This window comes from Vibrio sp. MACH09 (genome assembly GCF_033238805.1).
Lineage (GTDB): Bacteria > Pseudomonadota > Gammaproteobacteria > Enterobacterales > Vibrionaceae > Vibrio.
Window position 1 is genome coordinate 2,221,072 of sequence record NZ_BSFZ01000001.1, and the last position, 26,737, is coordinate 2,247,808.

Annotated in this window: 27 protein-coding genes, 1 tRNA gene and 1 riboswitch; of the genes, 15 read left to right on the forward strand and 13 right to left on the reverse strand. The window is 43.4% G+C overall.

Annotated elements, in window-relative coordinates; all coding sequences use genetic code 11:
* Positions 1–16: 16 nt before the first annotated feature.
* From moaE to moaA, 5 genes are all read right to left on the reverse strand, one after another.
* Entirely contained in the window at positions 17–478 is a 462-nt protein-coding gene (gene moaE / locus CHJ_RS09865) for a molybdopterin synthase catalytic subunit MoaE (RefSeq protein ID WP_171755029.1), read from the reverse strand.
* Positions 479–480: 2 nt separating this feature from the next.
* Positions 481–726, reverse strand: a complete 246-nt coding sequence (gene moaD / locus CHJ_RS09870) for a molybdopterin synthase sulfur carrier subunit (protein WP_171755028.1) — start codon at positions 724–726, stop codon at positions 481–483.
* Positions 723–1,202 carry a cyclic pyranopterin monophosphate synthase MoaC gene (gene moaC, locus CHJ_RS09875; protein ID WP_171755027.1) on the reverse strand — a complete coding sequence of 160 codons (480 nt, stop codon included), beginning with the start codon at positions 1,200–1,202 and terminating at the stop codon, positions 723–725. Before moaC ends, moaD begins: the two co-directional genes overlap by 4 nt.
* Before the next feature lie 6 nt (positions 1,203–1,208).
* The gene (gene moaB, locus CHJ_RS09880; protein ID WP_317917580.1) at positions 1,209–1,721 is read right to left on the reverse strand and encodes a molybdenum cofactor biosynthesis protein B; all 513 of its coding nucleotides are present in this window, start codon (positions 1,719–1,721) and stop codon (positions 1,209–1,211) included.
* A 21-nt stretch (positions 1,722–1,742) separates the two neighbouring features.
* On the reverse strand, positions 1,743–2,732 hold the full coding sequence (gene moaA, locus CHJ_RS09885) for a GTP 3',8-cyclase MoaA (RefSeq protein WP_171755025.1): 990 nt from the start codon (positions 2,730–2,732) through the stop codon (positions 1,743–1,745).
* A riboswitch (molybdenum cofactor riboswitch) is annotated at positions 2,721–2,860 on the reverse strand. (Overlaps the previous gene by 12 nt.)
* 160 nt (positions 2,861–3,020) lie before the next feature.
* On the opposite strand from moaA, the gene yvcK reads away from it, so the two are divergent.
* Positions 3,021–3,905 (forward strand): uridine diphosphate-N-acetylglucosamine-binding protein YvcK, encoded by an 885-nt coding sequence (gene yvcK, locus CHJ_RS09890; RefSeq protein WP_171755024.1) that lies wholly within the window; start codon positions 3,021–3,023, stop codon positions 3,903–3,905.
* Positions 3,906–3,940: 35 nt separating this feature from the next.
* Here the strand turns inward: yvcK and CHJ_RS09895 are convergent, their stop codons facing one another.
* The 3 genes from CHJ_RS09895 to uvrB form a co-directional block, all read right to left on the reverse strand.
* A complete protein-coding gene (locus tag CHJ_RS09895; RefSeq protein ID WP_171755023.1) occupies positions 3,941–4,279 on the reverse strand; it encodes an Hpt domain-containing protein in 339 nt (112 codons plus the stop codon).
* A gap of 40 nt (positions 4,280–4,319) precedes the next feature.
* Positions 4,320–5,732 carry a quorum-sensing sigma-54 dependent transcriptional regulator LuxO gene (luxO, locus tag CHJ_RS09900; RefSeq protein WP_317917581.1) on the reverse strand — a complete coding sequence of 471 codons (1,413 nt, stop codon included), beginning with the start codon at positions 5,730–5,732 and terminating at the stop codon, positions 4,320–4,322.
* 530 nt (positions 5,733–6,262) lie between these two features.
* Positions 6,263–8,293 (reverse strand): excinuclease ABC subunit UvrB, encoded by a 2,031-nt coding sequence (gene uvrB / locus CHJ_RS09905; RefSeq protein WP_317917582.1) that lies wholly within the window; start codon positions 8,291–8,293, stop codon positions 6,263–6,265.
* 843 nt (positions 8,294–9,136) lie between these two features.
* Between uvrB and CHJ_RS09910 the strand changes: the two genes are divergently transcribed.
* The 9 genes from CHJ_RS09910 to gloA all read left to right on the forward strand — a co-directional run bounded on the left by CHJ_RS09910 (position 9,137) and on the right by gloA (position 16,908).
* A tRNA-Asn gene (locus CHJ_RS09910) sits at positions 9,137–9,212 on the forward strand.
* A 345-nt stretch (positions 9,213–9,557) separates the two neighbouring features.
* The gene (rsxA, locus tag CHJ_RS09915; RefSeq protein WP_171755020.1) at positions 9,558–10,139 is read left to right on the forward strand and encodes an electron transport complex subunit RsxA; all 582 of its coding nucleotides are present in this window, start codon (positions 9,558–9,560) and stop codon (positions 10,137–10,139) included.
* Positions 10,139–10,720 carry an electron transport complex subunit RsxB gene (rsxB, locus tag CHJ_RS09920; protein ID WP_171755019.1) on the forward strand — a complete coding sequence of 194 codons (582 nt, stop codon included), beginning with the start codon at positions 10,139–10,141 and terminating at the stop codon, positions 10,718–10,720. The genes rsxA and rsxB overlap by 1 nt, the downstream gene beginning before the upstream one ends.
* 8 nt (positions 10,721–10,728) lie before the next feature.
* Positions 10,729–13,488 (forward strand): electron transport complex subunit RsxC, encoded by a 2,760-nt coding sequence (gene rsxC / locus CHJ_RS09925; protein WP_411861544.1) that lies wholly within the window; start codon positions 10,729–10,731, stop codon positions 13,486–13,488.
* A complete protein-coding gene (rsxD, locus tag CHJ_RS09930) occupies positions 13,451–14,497 on the forward strand; it encodes an electron transport complex subunit RsxD (RefSeq protein WP_317917583.1) in 1,047 nt (348 codons plus the stop codon). Before rsxC ends, rsxD begins: the two co-directional genes overlap by 38 nt.
* A gap of 9 nt (positions 14,498–14,506) precedes the next feature.
* Positions 14,507–15,142, forward strand: coding sequence for an electron transport complex subunit RsxG (rsxG, locus tag CHJ_RS09935; protein ID WP_317917584.1), 636 nt, complete (start codon positions 14,507–14,509; stop codon positions 15,140–15,142).
* Positions 15,135–15,824, forward strand: a complete 690-nt coding sequence (locus tag CHJ_RS09940; RefSeq protein WP_171755015.1) for an electron transport complex subunit E — start codon at positions 15,135–15,137, stop codon at positions 15,822–15,824. Before rsxG ends, CHJ_RS09940 begins: the two co-directional genes overlap by 8 nt.
* Before the next feature lie 20 nt (positions 15,825–15,844).
* A complete protein-coding gene (nth, locus tag CHJ_RS09945; protein ID WP_171755014.1) occupies positions 15,845–16,489 on the forward strand; it encodes an endonuclease III in 645 nt (214 codons plus the stop codon).
* A gap of 2 nt (positions 16,490–16,491) precedes the next feature.
* Entirely contained in the window at positions 16,492–16,908 is a 417-nt protein-coding gene (gene gloA, locus CHJ_RS09950; protein WP_171755013.1) for a lactoylglutathione lyase, read from the forward strand.
* A 60-nt stretch (positions 16,909–16,968) separates the two neighbouring features.
* Here gloA and CHJ_RS09955 read toward each other — a convergent pair whose 3' ends face one another.
* Entirely contained in the window at positions 16,969–17,568 is a 600-nt protein-coding gene (locus CHJ_RS09955; protein WP_317917585.1) for a VOC family protein, read from the reverse strand.
* Between the two features lie 231 nt (positions 17,569–17,799).
* Here CHJ_RS09955 and argS point away from each other — a divergent pair, with 231 nt between their 5' ends.
* Together argS and CHJ_RS09965 are read left to right on the forward strand one after the other, a co-directional pair.
* Positions 17,800–19,533, forward strand: coding sequence for an arginine--tRNA ligase (argS, locus tag CHJ_RS09960; protein ID WP_317917586.1), 1,734 nt, complete (start codon positions 17,800–17,802; stop codon positions 19,531–19,533).
* 482 nt (positions 19,534–20,015) lie between these two features.
* Positions 20,016–20,447, forward strand: coding sequence for an HIT domain-containing protein (locus CHJ_RS09965; RefSeq protein ID WP_317917587.1), 432 nt, complete (start codon positions 20,016–20,018; stop codon positions 20,445–20,447).
* Positions 20,448–20,553: 106 nt separating this feature from the next.
* Here the strand turns inward: CHJ_RS09965 and CHJ_RS09970 are convergent, their stop codons facing one another.
* From CHJ_RS09970 to znuA, 4 genes are all read right to left on the reverse strand, one after another.
* Entirely contained in the window at positions 20,554–20,784 is a 231-nt protein-coding gene (locus CHJ_RS09970) for a FeoC-like transcriptional regulator (RefSeq protein WP_171752187.1), read from the reverse strand.
* Positions 20,781–23,057: a Fe(2+) transporter permease subunit FeoB gene (gene feoB / locus CHJ_RS09975; protein WP_317917588.1), complete on the reverse strand. Its 2,277-nt coding sequence runs from the start codon at positions 23,055–23,057 to the stop codon at positions 20,781–20,783. Before feoB ends, CHJ_RS09970 begins: the two co-directional genes overlap by 4 nt.
* Before the next feature lie 2 nt (positions 23,058–23,059).
* On the reverse strand, positions 23,060–23,284 hold the full coding sequence (locus CHJ_RS09980) for a ferrous iron transport protein A (RefSeq protein WP_171752196.1): 225 nt from the start codon (positions 23,282–23,284) through the stop codon (positions 23,060–23,062).
* Between the two features lie 192 nt (positions 23,285–23,476).
* Positions 23,477–24,394, reverse strand: a complete 918-nt coding sequence (gene znuA / locus CHJ_RS09985; protein WP_317917589.1) for a zinc ABC transporter substrate-binding protein ZnuA — start codon at positions 24,392–24,394, stop codon at positions 23,477–23,479.
* A gap of 114 nt (positions 24,395–24,508) precedes the next feature.
* Here znuA and znuC point away from each other — a divergent pair, with 114 nt between their 5' ends.
* The 3 genes from znuC (at position 24,509) to CHJ_RS10000 (ending at position 26,659) form a co-directional block, all read left to right on the forward strand.
* Positions 24,509–25,291: a zinc ABC transporter ATP-binding protein ZnuC gene (gene znuC / locus CHJ_RS09990; protein WP_171752184.1), complete on the forward strand. Its 783-nt coding sequence runs from the start codon at positions 24,509–24,511 to the stop codon at positions 25,289–25,291.
* Positions 25,284–26,069 carry a zinc ABC transporter permease subunit ZnuB gene (gene znuB / locus CHJ_RS09995; RefSeq protein WP_171752183.1) on the forward strand — a complete coding sequence of 262 codons (786 nt, stop codon included), beginning with the start codon at positions 25,284–25,286 and terminating at the stop codon, positions 26,067–26,069. The genes znuC and znuB overlap by 8 nt, the downstream gene beginning before the upstream one ends.
* Positions 26,070–26,137: 68 nt before the next feature.
* The gene (locus CHJ_RS10000) at positions 26,138–26,659 is read left to right on the forward strand and encodes a VC2046/SO_2500 family protein (protein ID WP_317917590.1); all 522 of its coding nucleotides are present in this window, start codon (positions 26,138–26,140) and stop codon (positions 26,657–26,659) included.
* Positions 26,660–26,737: the final 78 nt, after the last annotated feature.

Below are 26,737 nucleotides of genomic sequence, written 5' to 3' on the forward strand. Positions count from 1 at the left end.
TTTAAAGATAATGACGTTACTTATCTTGCCAGCGGGAAGCCGCCTTGTGATCGGACTCTCTGGATTCGATCCAACGTTGCTCGTCATCGGCGGTTTTCTCTTTCTTCCAAAATGGCGCTTTGGTTTTTAAGAAATCCATAATGAATTCGCAAGCTTCAAAGGAAGCACCTCGGTGAGCACTCGTGACTCCAACAAATACGATTTGGTCACCAATATTAAGATCGCCAATACGATGAATTACCCGCACTTTCTGTAACGGCCAACGGTCTAACGCTTGCTGGCAAATATCGCTAAGTGCTTTTTCTGTCATACCGGGATAGTGCTCTAACAATAAACCCGTCACATTGTCACCAAGATTCATGTCTCTTACTTTACCTGAAAACATGGCGACAGCTCCGGCAGAGGTACCTTCAGCCAACAGTTCATATTCAGAACCGACAGAGAAGTCCTCTTTCATCACGGAAATACGGTAGCTCATCATTAGCCTCCTGTAACCGGAGGGAAAAACGCCACTTCATCACCGTCACTGATTTCAGACTCTAGTGGTGAGATAGTTTGGTTAATCGCCGTCAGTAGCTTACCGGATTCAAGGGCAAGCTCCCATTTACCACCTTGACTCACCAAGTGCTGACGCAACGCTTCTGCGGTAGGGAAAACGGCTTCCACCTCAACGCTATCAACACCAACAAGTTCTCTTGTTTGCGCAAAAAAAAGTACTTTAATCATGACGCCACCTTAAAATGACCTGATTTTCCACCCGTTTTTTCTAACAGACGAACCTGTTCAATAACCATATCTTTCTGCACGGCTTTGCACATATCGTAAATCGTCAACGCTGCCACAGATGCTGCGGTCAGTGCTTCCATTTCCACACCGGTTTTTCCCGCCAACTTACATACGGATTCGATTCGAACTTTATTCTCGCTCTCTATCGCCTCTAACTGTACTTCCACTTTAGTGAGTAAAAGTGGGTGGCAAAGAGGGATAAGATCCCATGTTCTTTTCGCAGCTTGAATACCCGCAATACGAGCGGTCGCAAACACATCACCCTTATGATGACTGCCTGAAACAATTAAATTCAATGTCTCAGCAGACATTTGAACATAAGCTTCCGCTCTTGCCTCTCTAACGGTTTCATCTTTTGCCGATACATCGACCATGTTGGCTTCGCCTGAAGCATTAATATGAGTAAACTGTTCCATAGTCATTTACACCTTTAAATGAGGCATAAAGTTACAAGGACGATGACTGGCATCAAGCTGCTGCTTGATTATCTTCGTCCATGCGGTTTTACAAGCACCTGTAGAGCCTGGTGTTGCAAATATAACCGTGTGATTGGCAAAACCGGCAATAGCACGCGATTGAATCGTTGAGGTGCCAATTTCTTCATAGGAAACTTGACGGAACAACTCACCAAAGCCTTCCACTTGCTTATCAAACAGAGGAGCAATGGCTTCTGGAGTGCTGTCGCGGGATGTAAACCCTGTACCACCAGTGATCATAATTACCTGAACATTTTCGTCAGCTATCCATTGAGATACCACTGCACGAATTTTATATTGGTCATCGATAACAATTTTTTTATCCGCTAGGTTGTGCCCTGCTTCTTGTAGCTGTTCAACAAAATATTGGCCTGATGTGTCATTTTCTTCAGTACGAGTATCCGATACCGTCAATACTGCAATATTTGCAGGCTTAAATTCACTTACTGCGTGTCCCATTAATTCACCTTAATTTGTTTTTTATCCGCCAATTGACGCGAGATGCGGTGTCATTCCGGTATTACCATCTTGAAGAAAATGGCTAACAGACTTAGTTTGCAACTCTGATTGGATTCGATTGATTAGTTGTGACGACTGGTTGTCATCTTGCAATAGGTCTCGTAACTCAACGCCTTGCTCGCCAAACAAGCATAGGTGCAGCTTACCCATTGCAGACACTCTTAAACGGTTACAACTTTCACAAAAGCTTTTTTCATACGGCATGATCAATCCGATCTCACCTTGATAATCAGGGTGAATAAAGACTTGCGCGGGCCCATCATTGGACTCTTTTACTTTTTGAATCCAACCTTCTGCGATAAGTTTGTTACGGATACTGACACCAGATTGATGATATTTATTAAACAGTTCATCCATCTCTCCTGTCTGCATTAGTTCAATAAAACGCAGCTGGATCGGGCGATCTTTAATCCAATTTAAGAATGAGGGAAGCTCAGTGCTGTTTAAGTTTTTCATTAAAACAACATTCACTTTAACTTGTTGATAGCCGACTTCAAACGCTCTATCTATTCCTGACATAACACTGGAGAATTTGTTCTCACCAGTAATCTCATAGAACATTCTTGGGTCCAAACTATCAAGACTTACGTTGATATGAGTAAGGCCAGCCTCTTTCCAGTCTGCAACTTGGCTAGCCATACGGTAACCATTGGTTGTCATGGCCACTTTTTTAATGCCGTCAGTAGAGGCAATAGTATGGACAATATCGTTGAAGTCTTTACGGAGGCTTGGTTCTCCACCTGTAATTCTAACTTTGGACGTACCACAGTTAGAAAACGCGCTAACAACACGTTTTATCTCGGGTAGAGTAAGAAATGAGGAGTTCTTTTTACCCGACGGTTTATACCCGTCTGGTAAACAATATGTGCACTTAAAATTACAGACATCTGTAACTGAAAGACGCAAATAATAAAATTTGCGGTTAAATTTATCTTCTAATTGTATCGCCACGGAACACCTTTCCAAATACGGGAGGCCCATTCATTTCTAAACGAACCCTGGTGACAAAATGTCACTGGCTATGAAGGCTTATTGAACATCTAACTTAGCGAACATAGCTCGGAGTTACGCCTGTCGAAAAAATAACGACGGCTTGATAATTAAAATACTCAATAATAGGGTAAAATTCTACTATCGAAGGCGCAAAACCCCGTGAATACCTCAAAATAGTTATGGCTATTGTGGTTTTGCAACCAGTTAATATAAATTGTCACTCCATATGTAAAAAAGAATAAATATATGAAGAATTATAAAAACAAAAAAATCGTTGCTGTAGGCGGAGGCCATGGGCTAGGTCGTATGTTAGCTGCGCTGAAAACATTTGGTTCAAACGCAACCGGCATTGTGGCGACGACCGATAATGGTGGCTCAACCGGACGCATTCGCTACTGTCAGGGTGGTATCGCATGGGGAGATACCAGAAACTGTATCAATCAGCTTATTACTGAGCCTTCAATAGAATCAATGATGTTTGAGTACCGCTTTAAAGGAGCAGGTGAACTCGACGGTCATAATCTTGGCAACTTAATGCTGGCATCTTTAGATAATTTGTCTGTCCGCCCATTAGAGGCCATTCAGCTTATCCGCAGCATGCTCAAAGTGGATGTGAAAATTGTCCCTATGTCCGAGCACCCTGCGGATTTAAAAGCCCTATCTCTTGATGGCAAGTGGGTTGTTGGAGAAACCAGCGTTGACGAAATGGAATCGGATCTATTGCGATTAGATCTTGAACCTGTCGTGCCTGCCACCAGTGAAGCGATCTCTGCAATCAATAAGGCGGACTGTATTATTCTTGGCCCTGGCAGCTTCCTAACCAGTATCATGCCGCCGTTGCTGATGCCCGAAGTAGGCAAAGCGATTATGCAAAACCAAAACGCCAAGCTGATTTTTGTTGAGAACTTGTCGCCAGAATATGGTCCAGCAGGACGAATGGAGTTGAGACAGAAGTTACAGTGGTGTGAGCGAGCTTGCCGCGACAGAAAGATTGATATTGTATTAGGCGACCAACCCCACCCTGAACTTGAATCAGAATGGAACTGCGTAACCACAGACCTCGCATCAACGAATAGAAGTTGGCGTCATGACCGTGAGAAACTCAAAAACGCCATTATCGAGCAGCTATAAAAGTATCAACGTAACAGCGTCAGTCGAATAGAGTGTCAGTCAAACAGAGAATCGTAAGCGCTTATGGTTTTTTCTAAGCTGGACATCATTGACTGACGATTTTCTGATGTATTGATTTTTCTTCCTGCTTTGACTTGGGCATCTATCCCTGTTGCTATTTGGCAAAGATTCTCTGCTCCGAAACTCGCGGCACTGCTTTTGAGTGCATGGCTTATATCCCCTAGCCGAACTTCTAGCTCACTTTTGTCTTCCGCCAATTCAACTTGATACTCATTCAACTCACCCAAAAAAATATCCAAAAGCACAGGGAAAGTCTCTTGCCCTATTTCATTGCATAGGTCATCAATCTTAGTTTCATTTAAGTACTTAGTCACAACAGTAACGTCTCCTTTGAGTACTTACATCGATATCACGTTATTCAGCGTTTGCATTCCAAGACTGAATTTTTCTATAGAGTGTTGAAGGGCTAACTTCTAAGGCATTTGCTGCTTTAGGAATATTTCCTCCACACGCTTCTATAGCTTGCTCAATCGTTCTTTTCTCTACTTGCCATAACGGCGCGATATCTTGCATTCGATAAACAACTCCTTGTTGAGCAGAATTGTCTCCTCTCTCTTCTAAAGCAATTTTTGTGCTAGGTTGATTAATTGGAGGAGGAAGCATGCGCAAATTGATCTCTTTACCCTGATTTAACACCACGGCATTGCGCAATACATTTTGTAACTGACGAACATTTCCCGGCCATTCATAGTCAACAAAACGCTCCACAACCTCTTCAGAAAAACGAGCAAAATCTTTTCCTTCCTCTAAAGACATATGCCCTAATAAAGAATAGGCTATTTCTACCACATCTTCTCCCCGCTCTCTTAACGGCGGCAAATGTAATGGGATAACGTATAAACGATAGTATAGATCTTCACGAAAACGCCCTTGTTGCACCTCTTTCCATGGGTCGCGGTTAGTGGCGCAAACAAAGCGTACGTCGACTCGCTTCATTTTTGAGGAGCCAACCTTTTGAAAAGTTCCGGTTTGAATAAATCTCAGCAGTTTGGTTTGCAAATCCAGATCCATCTCACACAGTTCATCTAGGAACAGCGTGCCACCATCAGCCATTTCTGCCGCGCCCTCTCGCTCTGTCGCAGCGCCGGTAAATGCGCCTTTCACGTGGCCAAACAGCTCACTCTCTATTAGGTCTTTCGGTATTGCTGCACAGTTAATGGCAATAAAGGCTTTGTCACGACGCTTACTGGCGGCATGAATCGCCTCTGCACATACCTCTTTACCAGTACCACTTTCTCCAGTGATAAATATACTGGCTTTACTGGTAGCTGCGGAGTCTATGGTTTTGTACACGGCTTGCATCTTGTGGCTGCTGCCGATAAAACCTTGGTAATCACCTAGCTGGTTAGGTTTTACTTGCTCTCCGGTCTTAATTTTATTGGCTTTTCGAAGAGCGTTATTAACGGTAACCCGCAACCGGTCTGCTTCACAGGGCTTAATCAGGAAATCTTGCGCACCGTATCTCATTGCATCGACGGCGGTATCGATCGAGCCGTGAGCGGTCATAAAAATAATCGGCACATCGGGATAACGTTGCTTAGTCGCGTGAAGTACATCCATCCCCGTCATATCGGGTAATCTCAAATCCAGCAATATCAAATCAGGAGTATTGTCTTTTAAACTATTGAGAGCTTCCTCACCAGTGCCAACAATATTGATATCCAGACCAAGAGGAGAAAGGAATGATCGGTATAACGCCGCGACTGAAGCGGTATCTTCCACCATCAGTAATTGTTTTGCTTTTGGAACAAGTGTCGAATTATTCATAGTCTAGCCATCACTGAAACAGGCATTTTTGCAAATGCCATCATCTATTTTTATTTGCATATTGACAATATGATTGCAGCATGCATTGCAAAATGCAACAAACAACCGCTTGCACATGGCATAATTGCTACGATTCGCCACTTATTCCCGGCTTATATAATGAAAATAATATCGCTCGTACTTTCATATAAAAAACACATATAGGCACTTAATAGCCGGAATAAGCAACTAATATAGCAAGGCATAAGTGAATAGTGAGTCTAATAGGTTGATTTAACACCGCTCGATGGAAAAGTGCCGGACTGAGTGATTAACTAGCAAAACGAGTGGCGATTTTACTGCAATGATTAATTGGCACGCATCCTGCTAATATAAATATGACCTTCGGGTCACCTAGCCAACTGACGTTGTTTGTGGATTTAGTGTTCACAAAATAGAGCCAACCGGAGTCTTTTTCCAGTTGGCTATTTTTTTGCCTGTTATTTGGCCTACAAGCTGCAAAAATTATCGCGATAGGTCAACAGACGACCCTAGCTATTAGCAATGAACTGTGCCCGCAACGCTTCCATCTCATCGCGCTTTTTAGCCGCAGATTCAAATTCCAAATTCTGTGCATGTTGGTACATCTCACTCTCAAGTTTTTGAATCTCTTTCTCTAACTGTTGAGGTGATAAAACTAAGTATTCCTCTGATGGCTCGGCCACTTTTGATAAAGGAACTTGTTTTGACTTGCGCTGATTTCTGGATTTGGCGATGTCACCAATTTCCATTATATCTTTAACGCTGCGTTTCAGTGCTTGAGGCTCTATGCCATTCTCTAGATTATACTGTTGCTGCTTTTCTCTGCGTCGACGGGTTTCTCCCATCGCTTTTTTCATCGACTTAGTAATCGTGTCGGCATACAAAATCGCCTTACCTTCAATATTACGCGCAGCACGACCGATAGTCTGAATGAGCGAGCGTTCCGACCGTAAAAAGCCCTCTTTATCTGCGTCCAATATAGCCACCAAAGAGACTTCCGGCATATCTAGACCCTCTCGAAGTAAGTTAATACCCACTAACGCATCAAACTCCCCCAGCCTTAAGTCACGAATTATTTCTACTCGCTCCACGGTATCTATATCCGAGTGAAGATAGCGAACCCGAATGCCATGCTCATCAAGATACTCGGTGAGGTCTTCTGCCATACGCTTGGTGAGAGTTGTCACTAGTACCCGCTCATCTTTCGCTGCTCGTATACGAATTTCAGACAGAAGATCATCAACCTGTGTCGACACTGGTCTCACCTCAAGAACAGGGTCCAATAGGCCAGTAGGACGCACAACCTGATCGGCGATATCATTGTCGGATTTCTCAAGTTCATAATTACCCGGAGTGGCCGAAACAAAAATGGTTTGAGGAGATATAGATTCAAACTCTTCAAACTTAAGAGGTCGATTATCTAGCGCCGAAGGCAATCGAAAACCAAATTCGACAAGCGTCTCTTTTCGTGATCGGTCACCCTTAAACATGGCCCCTATTTGAGACACTGTGACATGGGATTCATCAATAATTAACAAGCCATCTGTAGGCAGATAATCAAACAAGGTTGGTGGTGGCTCACCCTCTTTACGCCCACTTAAATAACGTGAGTAGTTCTCTATGCCAGAGCAGAAGCCCAGTTCGTTCATCATCTCAATATCAAATTGAGTACGCTGTGAAATTCGTTGCTCTTCTAGTAATTTATTATTGTCGAGTAAATACGCCTGACGACTTTTGAGCTCTTCTTTAATATGCTCAATAGACTCTAAAATTCGCTCTCTCGGCGTAACATAGTGTGTTTTTGGGTAAACGGTGTAGCGAGGAATATCTCGTTGGGTAATGGCCCCTGTTAGCGGGTCAAATAAACTGATGCATTCCAACTCATCATCAAACAACTCTATACGTACCGCTTCTTGATCCGATTCCGCAGGAAAAATATCAATGACTTCACCCCGAACCCGAAATTGGCCCCTTTCGAATGCCACATCATTCCTACTATATTGCAGCTCTGCTAATCGACGTACGATATCTCTTTGATCGACAATATCTCCCCGACAGATATGCAGCATCATTTTCAGATAAGAGTCAGGATCACCCAAGCCGTATATCGCTGACACCGATGAGACGATAATAGTGTCGTTTCGCTCCAGCAGTGCTTTGGTCGCAGAGAGGCGCATCTGCTCAATATGGGAGTTAACTGATGAGTCTTTCTCTATAAAAGTATCCGTAGTGGGTACATACGCTTCTGGTTGGTAGTAATCGTAGTATGAAACAAAGTACTCCACCGAGTTATTAGGAAAGAAACTTTTCATTTCACCATAGAGCTGCGCCGCCAAAGTCTTATTAGGCGCCAATATGATCGCAGGACGATTTGATTCTGCAATAACATTAGCAAGAGTAAAGGTTTTACCTGACCCAGTTACCCCTAACAACGTTTGATGCGCTAACCCCGAATCAAGGCCGTCAAGTAGCTGTTTGATTGCTTCAGGCTGATCCCCTGACGGCTGATAATCTGAAACTAATTCGAATTCTTTACTCATTTTAACCACTCTTATAAAAACCAAGATGGATTACAATTGCTGTGCTAACCCTAAAAACCACCAGTTCTTCATCACCGTTTTAATTAAAAACCGGCAACGTCTCACTAAACGAACATCTTGAGATCACTTTCACCTTGAGTGCACTCTCACCTTGAGGTGACATACACCTTGAAAGCAACTAGATAAAAAAACATCCGCTTAAGCATCAAATAGTACCTTATCTGTATAAAAATACAGTACTTACCACGGGATTTTTTTATAACTAGAATCAATAGAAAATATCCACTTCATAACCTAATGAATTTAAACGAAAAAAAACCATAGAGCTAAAGCGTTAAAATTGTTCCTACAAAACGTTTTTTAGAACAAAAAGTAATATTACTAAATTAGATAAAAAAACAGCACTTTTGTAATAGCATCTAATCTATTTTTTTGATAAAGTCCCTAGCCCTTTATCTAGACACCCTTCATTTTTGTCTATATTTAATCCACCTGTTTTCCCCAGTTTGTAGCCAAAAAGCCTTAAAATTTCAATTTTTAAAAGTTAACCACAATTGCAGAAAAAACAGCACTTTTTGAAAATCTTCATATTTACAACAAGATAGAACCAATTCACCTTGGTATATTTACTCTACAATTTTCAGTCCAGCAGTTGTTAAAGATTCATTAACACACTTATCCACAAATTTGGTGGATAACTGCCATCACCCTTTTAGCACTCTCGCGTACAAAAAAAGCAATGTTTTTTTTAACTATTTTTTTATTATTTTTTTCAATGATCTCACTCGTGTAGTATTGACAGGTTTTGTTAGTATCGCTAAGATTCGCAGCACTGAAATCGATTCCCCCTTAGTTCAGTTGGTAGAACGGCGGACTGTTAATCCGTATGTCGCAAGTTCAAGTCTTGCAGGGGGAGCCAAATTTAGAAAAAGACGTCTTCGGACGTCTTTTTTCGTTTTAAATCTTATAACTATAAATCCAAGTTCCATATCAAGCGCCATTTATCTCTGGCAGTGCAGAAACAATACCCCCCTTCACTTGAGCAATACTTCATCAATTTAATTAAGCTCTGTTAACCTCTCTGGTAATTTTTTACCGCTTTTTGTGGCCATTTTATACAAAACAGCGTCTATGCCGTGTAGTCTGAACAGTGAATTTTGAATTAAAAACCTCTTAACCTTAATAACCTTAACGATCTCTGGTTGTTATTCAGCGATCAAAACGAGATAATACGCAATTCAGGTTCTCCTAATACGTATCAACCATGACTGATTATTTATTGTTGTTAGTTGGCACTGTGCTAGTTAACAACTTTGTGCTCGTTAAATTTTTAGGTTTATGCCCATTTATGGGGGTTTCCAAAAAACTGGAAACCGCTATAGGTATGGGGCTAGCAACGACGTTTGTTCTAACTTTGGCGTCGGTATGCGCCTACCTTGTTGAAGCATACATTTTAAAGCCTCTTGGAATAGAGTATTTGCGTACCATGAGCTTTATTTTAGTGATCGCTTTTGTGGTGCAATTTACAGAAATGCTGGTGCATAAAACCAGTCCAACATTATACCGCCTACTTGGTATATTTTTGCCGTTGATCACCACCAACTGTGCCGTTCTTGGTGTTGCGCTATTGAATATCAACGAAAATCATAATTTTATCGAATCGATCATTTATGGATTTGGTGCCGCTATTGGTTTCTCTTTAGTGCTGATTTTATTTGCATCTATACGTGAACGTATTGCCGCAGCCGATGTTCCTGCGCCATTTAAAGGCGCATCAATCGCAATGATCACCGCAGGGTTGATGTCCCTCGCCTTTATGGGCTTTACTGGATTGGTGAAACTATAATGAGCACCATTCTCATCGCGATTATTGCTATTGCTATACTTGCTGCCATATTTGGCGCTTTTCTCGGTTTCGCTTCTGTACGTTTTAAAGTAGAAGCGGATCCCATCGTCGAACAAATTGATAGCATACTACCGCAAACTCAATGTGGTCAGTGTGGGTATCCCGGCTGCCGTCCTTATGCCGAAGCGATAGCCAATGGAGATGAAATAACTAAGTGTACCCCCGGTGGTCAAGCGGCCATCGAGAACATTGCCGAGTTAATGGGGATAGATCCTGCCGAGCTTAGTTACGATGAACAAAGCCCAATTAAAACCGTCGCCTTTATTCATGAAGATATGTGTATTGGCTGTACAAAATGCATTCAAGCTTGTCCGGTAGATGCTATTGTGGGAGGAACTAAGGCATTGCATACCGTGATTAAAAATGAGTGTACCGGGTGTGATTTATGCGTCGCTCCCTGCCCTACTGATTGTATAGAAATGATCCCAGTAGAAACCACTATCTCCTCTTGGAAGTGGCAACTCAACACCATACCAGTAACCGACATTACTGATAACAAGCTATCTGAAAGCGCGAAGTAAGGACCATTATGTTATCGTTAATTGAACAAATTCGTCATGGTCAGATCTGGACATTTCCCGGCGGTATTCATCCGCCCGAAAACAAGATACAGTCGACTCAATCGGCCATTGCTGACGCCAAAATTGCTGACGAATTTGTTATCCCACTTAAACAACACATAGGCCGAAGTGGAGACCTACTAGTAAAAGTGGGTGACAGCGTTCTTAAAGGGCAAAAGTTAACTCAGTTTACCGCCAGTTTCATGCTTCCTGTTCATGCGCCAACATCAGGCACAATTACCGCCATAGAACCGCGAACAATGGCGCATCCTTCCGGCTTATCAGAACAGAGTATTGTCCTTAAACCAGATGGTCTGGATAAATGGATAGACAGACAAAGCATCGATAACTATCAAAATACCCCTGTAGAAGATCTTATCGAAGTCATACGCCAAGCTGGTATTTCTGGAATGGGTGGAGCAGGTTTTCCAACCGCTCGAAAAATGCAATCAGGTATAGCAAAAACCGACATTCTCATTATTAATGCCGCAGAGTGTGAGCCCTATATTACCGCTGATGATATGTTGATCCGAGAGCAAGCGGAGCAAATTGTTGAAGGCATAAAGATCGCCAACCATATTCTCAAAGCAAAACTGGTCGTGGTTGCCATCGAAGATAACAAGCCAGAAGCGATCAAAGCATTAGAGAAAGCGGCGCAAAACATAGATATTGTAATACGAGCAATTCCAACTAAATACCCATCCGGTGGTGAGAAACAGTTAATAAAAATTCTCACAAACAGAGAAGTCCCTAAAGGGGGTATTCCTGCTGACATCGGTGTATTGGTGCAAAATATCGGTTCTATTTTTGCCATAAAACGAGCAGTTGTTGATGGTGAACCATTAATTGAGCGTGTTGTTACCTTAACCGGAGCCACCTTCCCGACGCCACAAAACGTTTGGGTCCGAATAGGAACACCTGTTAGCGCTCTATTAAAACAGTTTGGGTATAAAGCCGAAAAAAGAGATCCCCGAGTCATCATGGGTGGACCAATGATGGGCTTCACTCTACCCACTGTTGATGTGCCAATAACCAAAACATCCAACTGCATACTGGCTCCAAAGAGAAAAGAGATTGCTCCGACTACGCATCCAGTTGAATGTATTCGCTGTGGTCAGTGCGCAGAGGCGTGTCCCGCCTCTCTATTACCACAACAGCTTTATTGGTATGCCAAAGATAATGACCATGACAAATGCCAGCAATTAAATATCGCAGACTGTATTGAATGCGGTGCTTGCGCTTACGTCTGTCCGAGTGAAATCCCTTTGGTTCAGTATTATCGCCAAGCAAAAGCAGAAATACGTATCACAAAAGAAGAGAGCAAGGCATCCGAGAGAGCCAAAGCTCGATTCGAGCAAAAACAGCAACGCTTAGAACGAGACAAGCAAGCACGCGAAAATCGATTTAAAAAAGCGGCAAGCAGCCGAAGAAAAGAGATGAGTTCCTCTTCTGAAGGCGATGCGGTTGCCGCTGCCATCGCAAGAGTAAAAGCACAAGCGGCCAATAAAGATGATAAGCCGGCCGTTAAACCTGCCGTTGCCGCCGCTATTGCCCGTGCAAAAGCCAAGCAAGCAGAAGCCGCTCAAGCTGGAAGCGCCACCCCAGATAACAGTGAAATGGCAAAGCTGAGAGAAGAACGTAAAAAAGAAGCCCGAGCGAAAAAAGCACAACGAGAAGGTGACACGCAGCGAGAAAGTGAAGCGCCTCAATCAAGTACCTCGGACTCTTCCTCAACAACAAAAAAAGACGCCGTTGCCGCTGCTATCGCCCGTGCGAAAGCCAAAAAAGCACAACTCGCTCAGCAAGAGTCGCAACAGGCAACGCCTAGCGAGCCTGCTACAGAGCAAGCTTCGGACACCGATACCGCTGCCGGAAATGACAAGAAGAAAGCAGCCGTTGCTGCCGCGGTTGCCCGAGCAAAAGCTAAAAAAGCTCAACTCGCTCAGCAAGAGCCACAACAGACAGCGCCTAGCGAGCCTGCCACAGAGCAAGCTTCGGACACCGATGCCGCGGCTGCAAATGACAAGAAGAAAGCAGCCGTTGCCGCCGCGATTGCCCGAGCAAAAGCTAAAAAAGCTCAACTCGCTCAGCAAGAGCCGCAACAGGCAACGCCTAGCGAGCCTACTACAGAGCAAGCTTCAGACACCGATGCCGCAGTTGCAAATGATAAGAAGAAAGCAGCCGTTGCCGCCGCTGTTGCCCGAGCAAAAGCTAAAAAAGCACAGCTAGCTCAACAAGAGCCACAACAGACAGCGCCTAGCGAACCTGCCACAGAGCAAGCTTCAGACACCGATGCCACGGCAGCAAATGACAAGAAAAAAGCCGCCGTTGCTGCCGCTGTTGCCCGAGCGAAAGCTAAAAAAGCACAGCTAGCTCAACAAGAGCCACAACAGACAGCGCCTAGCGAACCTGCCACAGAGCAAGCTTCGGACACCGATGCCGCTGCTGCAAATGATAAGAAGAAAGCAGCCGTTGCTGCCGCGGTTGCCAGAGCAAAAGCTAAAAAGCTCAACTCGCTCAGCAAGAGCCACAACAGGCAACGCCTAGCGAGCCTGCTACAGAGCAAGCTTCAGACACAGATGCCGCTGCTGCAAATGATAAGAAGAAAGCAGCCGTTGCTGCCGCTATCGCCCGAGCAAAAGCCAAAAAGGCTGAGAAAGAGATGCAACAAAATAGTAAGGAGAATGACTAGTGGCTTTATTTATCACCAGTTCGCCACATGCTCATAGCCGGAAAAAAACATCCGACCTAATGAAATGGGTGTTACTTGCCGCATTACCCGGTTTAGCGACACAAACTTACTTTTTTGGCTGGGGAACCATCATTCAGCTAATGCTTGCGTTAGTTGTCGCACTAGCGATGGAAGCAACTATCATGTTGCTGCGTCGAAGAGCACCCGTAGCTGCATTACGAGATTACAGTGTATTGGTCACGGCATGGTTACTTGCCATTGCCATTCCACCTCTTTCACCATGGTGGGTCTTGGTTATTGGTCTTTTCTTTGCTGTTGTAATTGCTAAACATCTATACGGTGGAATAGGACAAAACCCATTTAATCCGGCCATGATTGCCTACATAGTGCTACTGATATCTTTTCCTGTACAGATGACAAGCTGGATTGCTCCCTCAGATCTTAGCCCCAATAGTGTTGAGTTTTATGATGCGTGGAAGCTTATTTTCACCGGTTTTGACAATGACGGCTTTTCCTTGCAACAGGTCCGAACCAGCATAGATGGCATTACCATGGCCACACCACTGGATGAGTTTAAAACGTCGGTTAAAGCAGGAATATCCGCTAACGACATACTTAGTCAAAAGACCTTTTCTATTGTCGCAGGTGTCGGTTGGGAGTGGGTAAATATCGCGTATTTGCTTGGCGGTCTACTGTTAATAAAAATGCGAGTTATTCAGTGGTATATTCCCGCTGGTGTATTAGCGAGCTTATTGGTGATAAGTGGCGTGGCTTATATCGTGTCACCTGAGAGCGTTGCCTCTCCTCTTGTGCACCTTTTCTCTGGTGCAACCATGTTAGGCGCTTTCTTTATTGCGACAGATCCGGTTACCGCCTCTACCACAGTAAAAGGACGCTTGATATTTGGTGCTCTTATTGGCCTCATCATTTATGTTATTAGAACTTGGGGCGGGTTCCCGGACGGAGTGGCATTTGCGGTACTGTTAGCAAATATGACCGTACCTCTGATCGACACCTACACCAAACCAAGAACTTATGGTCACTAGAGGATTAATATGCTAACCGCAATGAAAAAAAACGGTGCTACGCTTGCCATATTTGCCTGTGCCTGTACTGGTTTAGTGGCCGTTACCCAATACCTGACTAAAGACACGATTCACGCTCAAGAAGTCGCGCAGTTAAAAACAACACTTAATCAGGTTGTTCCTCATCAAATGCATGACAATGAGTTATACAAAGCCTGCACTCTGGTCAAATCAGATTTGCTGGGATCTGACAAAGCTCTTCATGCCTATATTGGAACGCTATCGGGTCAAAACAGTGCCATCGCAATTGAAGCTATCGCACCGGATGGTTACAACGGAAAAATTAAGTTAATCGTAGGATTAGATAACAGTGGCACCGTTACTGGTACTCGAGTGCTTGCACATAATGAAACGCCGGGATTGGGCGATAAAATTGATAGCCGTGTCTCCGATTGGATCTCAGTTTTCAAAGGCAAACAAGTTACTGATAGCAACCTAGATTCTTGGCAAGTAAGAAAAGATGGCGGCGAATTTGACCAATTTACAGGTGCCACAATTACCCCAAGAGCAGTAGTAAAAGCGGTAAAAAATACTATTCTATATTTTAATCAAAACCGTGATGCTATCTATTCACAAACACAAGCCTGCGGAGGCAATGATGAGTGAGAACCGTGAACTGTTCAAAAATGGCATGTGGAGCAACAACCCTGCGCTTGTGCAGCTATTGGGTTTGTGCCCTCTTCTCGCGGTATCCTCCACTGTGACAAATGCGCTAGGCCTAGGTATCGCAACAACCTTAGTATTAATTGGTTCTAACCTAGCCGTTTCATTAGTCCGAGAGTCTGTACCAAAAGAGATTCGACTGCCGGTATTTGTGATGATCATCGCTGCGCTAGTTACCTGCGTTCAACTATTAATGAACGCTTATGCCTATGGTCTCTATTTATCTCTGGGCATTTTTATTCCTCTTATTGTCACCAACTGCATCATCATCGGTCGCGCTGAAGCCTACGCTGCCAAAAACAATCCTTTACCTGCTACATTAGATGGATTGTGGATGGGGTTAGGCATGACTACGGTTTTAGTGGTTTTAGGCGCACTTCGAGAAGTTCTTGGTAATGGAACCTTATTTGATGGTGCCGACCTATTGCTCGGGAGTTGGGCGTCAGTATTGCGAATTGAAATATTTGCCGTAGAAAGTAATTTCCTACTGGCTCTGCTTCCACCCGGTGCATTCATTGGGGTAGGATTCTTAATCGCATTAAAAAATGGCATTGATTCGCAGCTAGAGTCGCGCCAGCCTAAAAAGCCTAAAGTAGAAATTGAACGAGTAAGAGTCACCAATTAGTTAGCAAAATTAAGCGGCTTATGAATAATACTAAAAGAGTTGAAATATTGCAGAGATTGAGGGAAAACAACCCCAATCCCGAAACAGAGTTAAACTGGAGCAATCCTTTTGAACTACTCATTGCGGTACTACTGTCAGCGCAAGCCACAGACGTCAGCGTGAATAAAGCCACTGATAAATTATATCCGGTAGCAAACACTCCAGAGGCACTCTACAACCTCGGGGTAGATGGCGTTAAAGAGTATATAAAAACCATTGGTTTATTTAACTCCAAAGCGGAAAATGTCATTAAGACCTGCAAAATTCTTATCGACAACCACAACAGCGAAGTTCCAGAGAACCGAGAAGCGCTAGAAGCCCTGCCCGGCGTAGGACGAAAAACCGCCAACGTGGTACTGAATACGGCGTTCGGCTGGCCAACTATTGCGGTGGATACTCACATTTATAGAGTCTCTAACCGAACAAAATTTGCGATGGGTAAAACCGTAGATGATGTTGAGCAAAAGCTACTTAAAGTGGTGCCAAAAGAGTTTAAATTAGATGTACACCATTGGTTAATTCTGCACGGCCGATATACCTGTGTGGCAAGAAAACCGAGATGTGGTAGTTGCATTATTGAAGATTTGTGTGAATTTAAAGATAAAATCTACCCAGAGGAAGAATAACAATGTCGAATGGCCGAATTTTACATACTATGCTGCGTGTTGGAGATTTAGATCGCTCCATCGAATTCTATACCAAGGTAATGGGGATGGAGTTACTACGCAAAAACGAAAACACCGAATACAAATACACCTTAGCCTTTGTCGGTTTTGGTGATGAATCCCAAGGGGCTGTCATTGAGCTGACTTATAACTGGGGAACAGAAGAGTACCAAATGGGCAATGCATTTGGTCATATCGCCATTGGTGTTGACGATATTTATCAAACTTGTGATGCAATCAAAGCTGTTGGCGGTAACGTAACCAGAGAGCCGGGACCCGTTAAAGGCGGCAGCACTGAAATTGCATTTGTGAAAGACCCAGACGGATATATGATTGAGTTAATCCAAAATAAAGCTGGCAGCGCTGGCTTAGAAGGTTAAACGCACTCATTAGCGCCATTGGCCGACTGTCGGCAGATGGCGCTATATTTTTGGCTATGTTTATGCCATCTGCTCAGACTCAACAACGCGTTTTAATGAGTGAGGATGTAATTTAATACACACACCGTCACGCTTAAACGCCACCGTTGGATTCGCTAATCGCTCACCTTCCCCTTTAGGGCTCGATAGTTTGTAGCTAATACCTCTACGATCCAATTGTTCCCATGCATCATCAAGCTGCGGATAACGCTGCTTAAGCTCAGCTAAATATCCTTCAGCGGTTATTTGTTGAGATGGAATAACAAACTCAATATGTTCCCAACCTTCTGCGGGGTAAAGTTTTCCTTTCGCTGGGTATGGCAACTCAAGACACTCGATCGACCACCGTTCCGTTTGCAATGGTTGATGAAACTGAATAACAATAATCGGCCGGCCATTTATTAGCGCCGATGAAATTTCATTGCCATAAGATAACCACTCGTTATGTAACGTTTTTGCTAATATCTCATCATTTATTCGCAAAGCAATATGGTCCGCTTGCAGCGTTGAAACATCAATCCCAATATCATCTGCCAATAGCAGCAGTTTTTGCGTAAAAGCTGCTATGTTTTCTATCATTAATTGTGGTTGTAAATTGTTTGTTAACAAGGGATTGCTCATAATTCTCTATCCAGATACGAAGATACAGACGGATATTATCAGTAACTGATAAAAAGTAGAAAAAATACCTGTTCTTTATCTGTTAGCAGTAGAATTTCCTTGATATCATGAACACCATTTTATGAATCCCAATACGATATGCATTCATATTGCTAAGGCGAGTATTCTTCCACCAAAGCGATAATGGGCGTATTGCATAACGAACAATTCTCAGAATTGAAGGAAGCGCGTGTGAATATCCAAACACTGATTAATGACAAAGTATCTCAGGCTCTAGAAGCCGCTGGCGCACCAGCAGGAAGTCCTGCCGCGGTTCGACAATCAGCCAAACCACAATTCGGTGACTATCAGGCAAATGGCGTGATGGGCGTAGCGAAAAAGCTAGGCACTAACCCACGAGAATTTGCTCAAAAAGTATTGGATGTTCTGGACTTGGATGGTATCGCTAGCAAAACAGAAATCGCTGGCCCTGGTTTTATCAATATTTTTCTTAGTGAAGAGTTTCTTGCTAAACAAGCAGAAAGCGCTCTTGCTGACCCACGTCTAGGTGTTGCAGAAGAACAGCAAAAAACAATTGTTGTAGACTACTCTGCGCCAAACGTAGCAAAAGAGATGCACGTAGGTCACTTGCGCTCAACCATTATCGGTGATGCCGTAGTACGCACCCTTGAGTTTCAAGGTCATAAAGTAATTCGTGCCAACCACATTGGTGACTGGGGTACTCAGTTCGGTATGCTAATCGCTAACTTAGAGCGCGTGCAAAATGAGTCTGAAGAAGTATCAATGGAACTCTCTGACTTAGAAGCTTTCTACCGTCAATCGAAAAAATTCTATGACGAAGATGAAGAATTTGCTGCTAAAGCAAGAAACTACGTAGTAAAACTGCAAGGTGGTGATGAGTATTGTGCAGACATGTGGCGCAAACTTGTCGACATCACAATGGTTCACAACCAACGCAACTATGACAGACTAAACGTCTCTTTGACTAACAATGATGTCATGGGCGAAAGCATGTATAACGACATGCTGCCAAGCATCATCGAAGATTTGAAAGCGAAAGGTATCGCTCAAGAAGATGATGGTGCACAAGTTGTTTTCCTAGACGAGTATAAGAACAAAGATGGCGAAGCGATGGGTGTTATCATCCAGAAACGCGACGGTGGCTTCTTATATACCACTACCGATATCGCCTGTGCTAAGTATCGCTATGAAACACTCGGTGCTGATCGCGTTCTCTATTTCATCGACTCACGTCAACATCAGCATCTAATGCAAGCTTGGACAATCGTGCGTAAAGCAGAATATGTTCCAGAAGAGGTTACTCTTGAACACCACGCATTTGGAATGATGCTAGGTAAAGATGGTCGTCCATTTAAAACTCGCGCCGGTGGCACCGTTCGTCTTGCTGATCTCCTTGATGAGGCAGAAGTACGTGCTCAACAGCTTATCGAAAGCAAAAACCCTGAACTTGCAACCGAAGAGAAAGCAACCATTGCCAATACTGTTGCAATGGCTGCGGTTAAGTACGCTGACCTATCTAAACACCGTACTACCGATTACATCTTTGATTGGGACAACATGCTGGCGTTTGAAGGTAACACTGCACCATACATGCAGTATGCTTACACTCGTGTAGCATCTATATTCGCTAAAGCGGGTATCTCAATGGATAACGTTGAAGGTGAAATTAAGATCACTGACGATAAAGAGAAAGTGCTGATCGCTAAGCTGCTGCAATTTGAAGAAGCGGTTGAAATGGTTGCTCGCGAAGGACAGCCACACATTATGTGTAGCTACTTATTTGAACTTGCGGGTCAATTCTCTAGTTTCTATGAAGCTTGCCCTATCCTAGTGGCTGAAGATGAAAGCACCAAACAGAGCCGATTGAAGCTGGCAGCATTGACAGCTAAAACCATTAAGCAAGGCTTATCTTTGCTTGGCATCGAGACTCTAGAGCGTATGTAACATACCCTCCTGTAAATGGAGCTCTTTCTAGAGCTCCATTTTCTAATTAGTTTACCCCAGCAAAAAATCTCATCACTCATTATTTCTAGCACAAAATCACAGCTATACTCAAGTGACCTCAAGATGCAAGATTCAGAGCAACATCAACAAGTTCAGTTCAAGAAAGATAATTGAAGGAATGGCATTCCCTTTCAAGATTATCTGACGCAGAAATGGGCGTGTTGATGTGCTCCCAAAGGGCGAGTTTTATTGGCTCCTGCTCTGTGTTACTGATTCTTGCCGTAGAATGACTATGCCTTCAAATCAGTGCCTTGATCAGCAGCCAATAAATTCTCGCTGAACAAGCACCTTGAGGTCACTTGAGTATATTCACTGCAACACTTTCTTTAATCAATAAAAACGACCTTTGTGGCACGAGTGCGTTTACTTGATGGCTTAATTGACTAAAATAGATCCAATTTCCAACGCTAGGGACAAAGCCGGTGAACTTTACTCTTCATCCACAACTCAAAAACGACACCACCCATCTGGGAGATTTTACCTTGTGTACTGTACTGCTCAATCGAGATGACAGTGTGCCTTGGGTGATATTGGTACCGAAAATAGAGAACCTTCGAGAAATTCATCACCTTCCGATGGAGAAGCAACAACAACTTCTAATTGAGAGTCAACATATTAGCAGTATGTTAGAGACACTGTTTATGCCTGACAAACTGAACCTCGGCGCTCTAGGTAATGTTGTCCCTCAACTTCATATCCATCATGTCGCGAGATTTATATCAGACCTAGCATGGCCGGGACCGATTTGGGGACAAGCTGCGGGAAAATACAGAGAGTCAGCCGTTCAACAACAGTTGGCAGAAAAAATTCTCGCAGAACTGAGTAAACAACGGCTGTTTACAGCGGCAGGCTAATCACAGTAACCAACCTGATAGCTCAGATCCTAACTGACTAAAATGAGCCACCATTAAAAAAGCGCTTTCAATCGAAAGCGCTTTTTAGATTAATTAAATAGGTAAGCTATGAATACGTTGTTAGCTGTATATCGTCATGTTTAACAGGCCGATAGCGGACTCTTTTCACCTGATTATGTTTATCTAGATCAACCAGTCGCGATAGCTGACCTTTTTTAATCCACATCTCTAGCATGGCATCAACACCATCTTCTGATAGAGCAAAGTGCTGAGCTAGGTTCGACTGGGTCACACAACCGTGTTCAAATATATACGCTTTCAGTTCAGAGAGTATCACGCTATCGCCACCTCGATTTTCATCGCCTTTTCACCTTTTCTCTTCAACATAATATAAGTTCCGATCCAAGTTGCGATAATAGCGACTATCCAAATGCCACTCACCGTTGGAGTCTCGGCAAAGTGCATCACATTATGATAGAAAGCCGCTCCGGTATACGCCAGTCCCATAGTCCATATGCCAATGAAGGCGGCAAACGGTCGACCAAACTCTTTTACATATGCCCCCATTGCAGCAACGCAAGGAGTATAAAGTAAAATGAAAATCAGATAAGCAAATGCAGCATGAGCAGAGACAAATTGAGATTTAAGATTACCGAATATGCTCTGGTCAACACCCTGCTCTTCGGCAACGGCCGATGCATCTGTTAGGTCACCAACTTCAATGCCTAACGGGTCACTGTAGCTAAGCCCAACAAGGTTATCTGAAATACTTGCCACGGCCTCTTCAAGGCTTGCAGCCAAGTCAAACTCTGCTTCTTCTGACTCTGGGTTGGAATAGAGGCTATTTAATGTCCCGACAACCGCTTCTTTAGCAAAAATACCGGTAATAATACCTACCGTCGCAGGCCAGTTCTCTTGCTCAACTCCGATAGGTTCAAATATAGGTGTAACAACTTGTGCTGCTCTCGACAGTACCGATTTATCGCTATCTTCATTGCCAAAGGTGCCGTCTGTCCCTAATGAGTTGAAGAAGCTTAATATTGTAACGACCACTACAATGGTTTTACCTGCACCCAATACAAAGCGTTTCAGTTTTTGCCAGGTTTTGATCAGCACATTCTGAATGGTTGGAATTTCATAATCGGGCATTTCCATTATTAACGCATCACTAGAACCCGGATAAAGTGTTTTCTTTAACACTAAACCCGTTAGTACGGCGGCTAAAATTCCCAATAAATAAAGCAAGAACACGATATTCTGTCCGCTATTTGGGAAAAATGCTGCAGCAAAAAGGGCATACACAGGTAAGCGGGCACCACAGGACATAAATGGAGCCATTGAAGCCGCTAGCTTTCTTTCTCGTTCTTGATCAAGAGTACGAGTCGCCATAATAGAAGGAACATTACAGCCAAAGCCAAGAACTAGTGGGACAAATGCTTTGCCCGGCAGGCCAATTTTTTGCATTACTTTATCAAGCACAAAGGCGGCTCTTGCCATATAACCAGAACTTTCCAGTACCGCCAAGAAGAGATAAAGACACGCAATAACCGGAATAAAAGTGGCGACCGTTTGAATACCACCACCAACACCATCGGCTAGTAATGTCGCTAGCCAGACCGGTAAATGGTCATCCAGTAAATAGTGCCCTCCATCCACCAGCAAAGCACCTACGCTGATATCAAAGAAGTCGATAAATGCACTACCGATGTTAATCGAGAACATAAACATCAAATACATAACAACAAAGAAGAAAGGAATACCCACCCACTTGTTTAGTATTACTTGGTCCGCTTTTTCGGTAAAGCTGCGACTGAGTTTACCTTCGGTTTTTCTTAGCTGTTTTAGCTGCTCATGCAAATAGGAGTATTTGGTATCCGCGATTTGTAGATCAATATCTATGGTCAGAGAAGCAATGGTTGAAGTTACTTGGTTTCTGCCCTCTTCTGCTAAGCCATTAATAACTAAAGCATCGTTCTCTAAAGCGCGTATCGCTAGAGCACGGCTAGATACCGCTTCATCATTCCATAGTCCACTCAGCGCAGCAATTGCACTCTCTAACTCGGTTCCATAGTCAAGCGAGTGGCTCGACATAGGAACACCCTGAACCACGGTTTTATGTAGACGAGCTTTAAATCTTGCTACCTGTTGAGAGTCGTTAGCCGAAAGGCTAAGTACTGGACAACCTAAAGCGTCTTCCAGTCCTTTAACATCAATAACCTGACGCTCACGCTTCAACGCATCCATTTTGTTCAATACAACAATCATCGGACGGCCAAGCTCTCTGAGCTGCAGTGTCATATAAAGACTACGCTCTAAGCAACTTGCGTCAACAACGTTAATGATTAAGTCTGCGGGGTGCGTAAGTACAGCTCGAGAAGCGATGGACTCATCGATGCTATTGGCATCATTGCCACTATCTAGCGCATAAATGCCGGGCAGATCAGTGAGACTAAATTTGTCTCCAGAGTGATAAAAACGACCGGTTTTCTTTTCAACAGTAACACCAACCCAGTTACCAACTTGCTGTTTAGCCCCTGTTAACGCATTAAATAGTGTTGTTTTACCACTGTTTGGATTACCAACAGTTAAAATATTATATTGCGTCTGCATGACTAAACCTCAACTTCAATTTCTAGCGCTATATTTTTACGTAAGGCTAAAGAGACCCCTCTCACTTCTACTTGAAGCGGATCTCCCATCGGCGCACGCCTAATTACACGAATCTGGGTTTGAGGCAGTAGACCCATTATCATTAGTTTTTTCTTTAAATCGGAAGAGAGCCCAGAAAACGCAGTCACCTTTGCGCTTTCACCGTCTTTAAGATCCGTCAGCTTCATCACTCGCCTCTACTTAATATTAATTCTGTAAATGATAACCATTATTATTACAGGAATGATATCAAGTTCAACTCTATTCAGGTTTGTTTTGAATCAAATTCCGTATTATAAATCGTTTTCATTTAGCTCTTTTCTAGCGAGTTAACAGAATCTATGCTGGTAAACGTCATATTTGGCTATAACAGCTTTAAACTAAGGGCTCTTGGCAGATAGGCAATCGATGTATTGTTGACTAAGAGTGTCTAGAAAAAGGACATATCCCCCGGATACAGCATCAATATCAGTCGCCAACGGATCCAGTTCACCAACAGCCACATCTGTTCCTCTGGTGACGGATTTAACAATAGAGGGTTTGAACTGAGGCTCGGTAAAGACACAACTGGCATGGCCAGATTTTAGTTCACTCTGAATTTGAATAAGCGTTTTTGCTCCCGGCTTTCTTTCTGGAGACAGGGTAAAGTAACCCACTTTATTAAGTCCAAACTGCTTTTCAAAGTAACCATAACCATCATGAAAAACAAAAAATCCAACCGACTGATATGGTGAAACTCGATGTTCGATATCCAGAACTTTATTATCAACGCTCGCGATAAATGAGGATAGATTTGCTTGATACAGTGCTGCGTTATCTGGGTCAAGTTGAACTAATTTCTCGGCAATAACCTTCGCAGACTGCTTCGCTTGCTTTGGCCCTAACCAAATATGCGGGTCACGCCCTTCGTCTCCATGATCATGCCCGTCATGCGAATCATGTCCATGGCTTGAATGCCCTTCTCCCTGATCTGAGTAGTAATGAAACGTAATGTTATCTGCATCAGAAAGAGCTAACGAATTATTCTGTTTCGCCATAACTTTAGGCAAAAAAGACTCCAACTCTGCCCCAAACCAAATGACTAAATCAGCTTGCATGACTTTTTTAACATCTGAGGGTTTTAATGCGTAATCATGGGGAGAAGCCGTCGAACTAATTAACAGTTCAGGTGTTGTTACCCCTTCCGTTATTTCTAAGGCTATCAGTTGTAGCGGTTTAATACTTGCAACAATATTCATTGCCGACGCCATAGGCGACACAAGCAGCATAGCAAGTAGACCACATACTATATGTTTCATTTATTACTCCAGTATTTATACTCGACCTAGAAATATGCATGACAAGGAAATGCAGTTTCCATCAGAAGTGAAATGTTATACTATAACAATTCACTTTGTAAATGAGATTTATTTATGCCGCAGTTAGTCAATATGTCTGACATTACTGTACGCTTTGTTGATAGAAATGTACTCAACGCCGTTAATCTGAAGATTAACCGTGGCGAAATCACCACAATTATAGGGCCAAATGGTGCAGGGAAATCGACCTTAATTAAAGTACTGATTGGTTTAGTAAAACCTACATCAGGAACCGTCAGCAAGAAGAGTTCACTCTCGATTGGTTATGTGCCGCAGAAACTCAAACTCAATGATACTCTCCCCCTTAATGTTGATCGCTTTTTACAACTTGCCGGTAAATATAGCCGCCAAGAAAGAGTCGATGCGCTACGTTTGGTTGGTGCAGAGCATCTGGTTAAAAATGATATGCACCGACTCTCAGGTGGAGAAAACCAGCGAGTGTTATTAGCCAGAGCGCTATTGTTGAGACCTGATTTACTGGTATTAGATGAACCCGCTCAAGGGGTAGATGTTCAAGGGCAGATAGAGCTCTATAACTTAGTTGATACCATTAGGCACCGTTTTCAATGTGCCGTGTTAATGATTTCTCATGATCTGCATTTGGTGATGGCTAAAACAGATAATGTTGTCTGTCTTAACCACCATATTTGCTGCTCTGGAAAACCCGATGCCATAGCTAAGCATCCCTCATATATCGAACTTTTTGGTCATCAGCACAACAACTCGCTGGCTTTTTATCATCATCAACATACAGGTCATCACGATCTCTCTGGTTATCCATCGGATAACGATGATTGCGATTGTTCTTCACACCAAGGTGACCATCATCATGATTGAGTTATTACTGCCAGCACTGCTTGCTGGATTAGGAATCGCATTAATTGCCGGGCCACTTGGATCTTTTGTAGTTTGGCGCCGAATGGCCTACTTTGGCGATACACTCGCCCATGCTTCGCTACTCGGTTTAGCCCTTGGCTTTTTGCTGGATATTAATATCTATCTCGCCCTTGTGCTGTGCTGTCTCGCCATTGCGGTCATCTTAGTTGCGCTGCAAAAACAACAATCTGTCGGCACCGATACATTACTGGGCATATTGGCTCACAGCTCCCTCTCCCTTGGTTTAGTGGCGGTTAGCTTTCTTGACGATGTGCGTATCGATCTAATGAGCTACCTATTTGGCGACCTTCTCTCAGTCTCTATTCACGATATCTACTTTATTTATTTGGGGGTGTTTGCCATAGGTTTGATTCTCTACCTGTTCTGGCAACCGCTACTGTCATCATCTGTGAGTGAAGAACTTGCCGCAGTTGAAGGTATAAATATCTCTCTTATGCGTCTCATACTTATGCTTCTCGTGGGGACGGTTATTGCGGTCGGAATGAAGTTTGTCGGGGCACTGATCATCACGTCACTATTGATCATTCCCGCCGCCAGTGCGCGTAAATTTGCCACCACACCTGAGCAAATGGCCGCTCTAGCCTCACTATTTGGTTGCATAGCGGTCGTTGCTGGTATCGCGCTCTCTTGGCAGTTTGATACACCAACTGGGCCATCGGTTGTTGTCAGTGCCGCTGCGTTATTCATACTTAGTCAGTTTAAAAAAACAACCTCATAAAAAAACCATTTAAACATTAAAGCTCCTGTCATTAGTGCCGATACATAAGCATCAATACAGGAGCTTACATGCAACTTCAACAATCCGTCCCGACAGAGCTGCCAACATCAACAGCCATTAATGAGTTACATTTTGGTAACGACATTAATACCGCTGTTGAACAGAGCCGTCGTGCTGATTTTTCGTTGTTATTGGCTATGTTTTCAGAAGATGTAAGAGAAACAACGCCGATAGAGCAATTTAATACTGCTCCGTCAGAAGAGTCCGATCTCCGATCTCAGCTTGATGTTCCACAAGCCCGTCCTCTCGCATCCGATCAATCCAGTTACTCATCAGCAGCAGAAATTGCCAAGCATTTCCATGCTGGCGGCATACAAAGTGCGCAGCTTCAAGCAGACCTGCGCCCAGATGCATTAGCCTACATTGCAGAAAACACACATGGCTTAGGTGAAGAGACCTATCGTAACCTCTCATTCCATGCAAAACGACAGCTTATCAATCAAACCACCGAGACATTAAAACCTGTCCATTTGTATCAAGATCTGGTTGTTGCCAACCGAAAAAATCAAATCCATAACGTCACTGCATAAACTTTAAGCTCATCGCCTCCCCTCAGCTTGGCTGCAACAGCAAGCCACTGATCTACAACAATTGTGAGTTACAGCAAA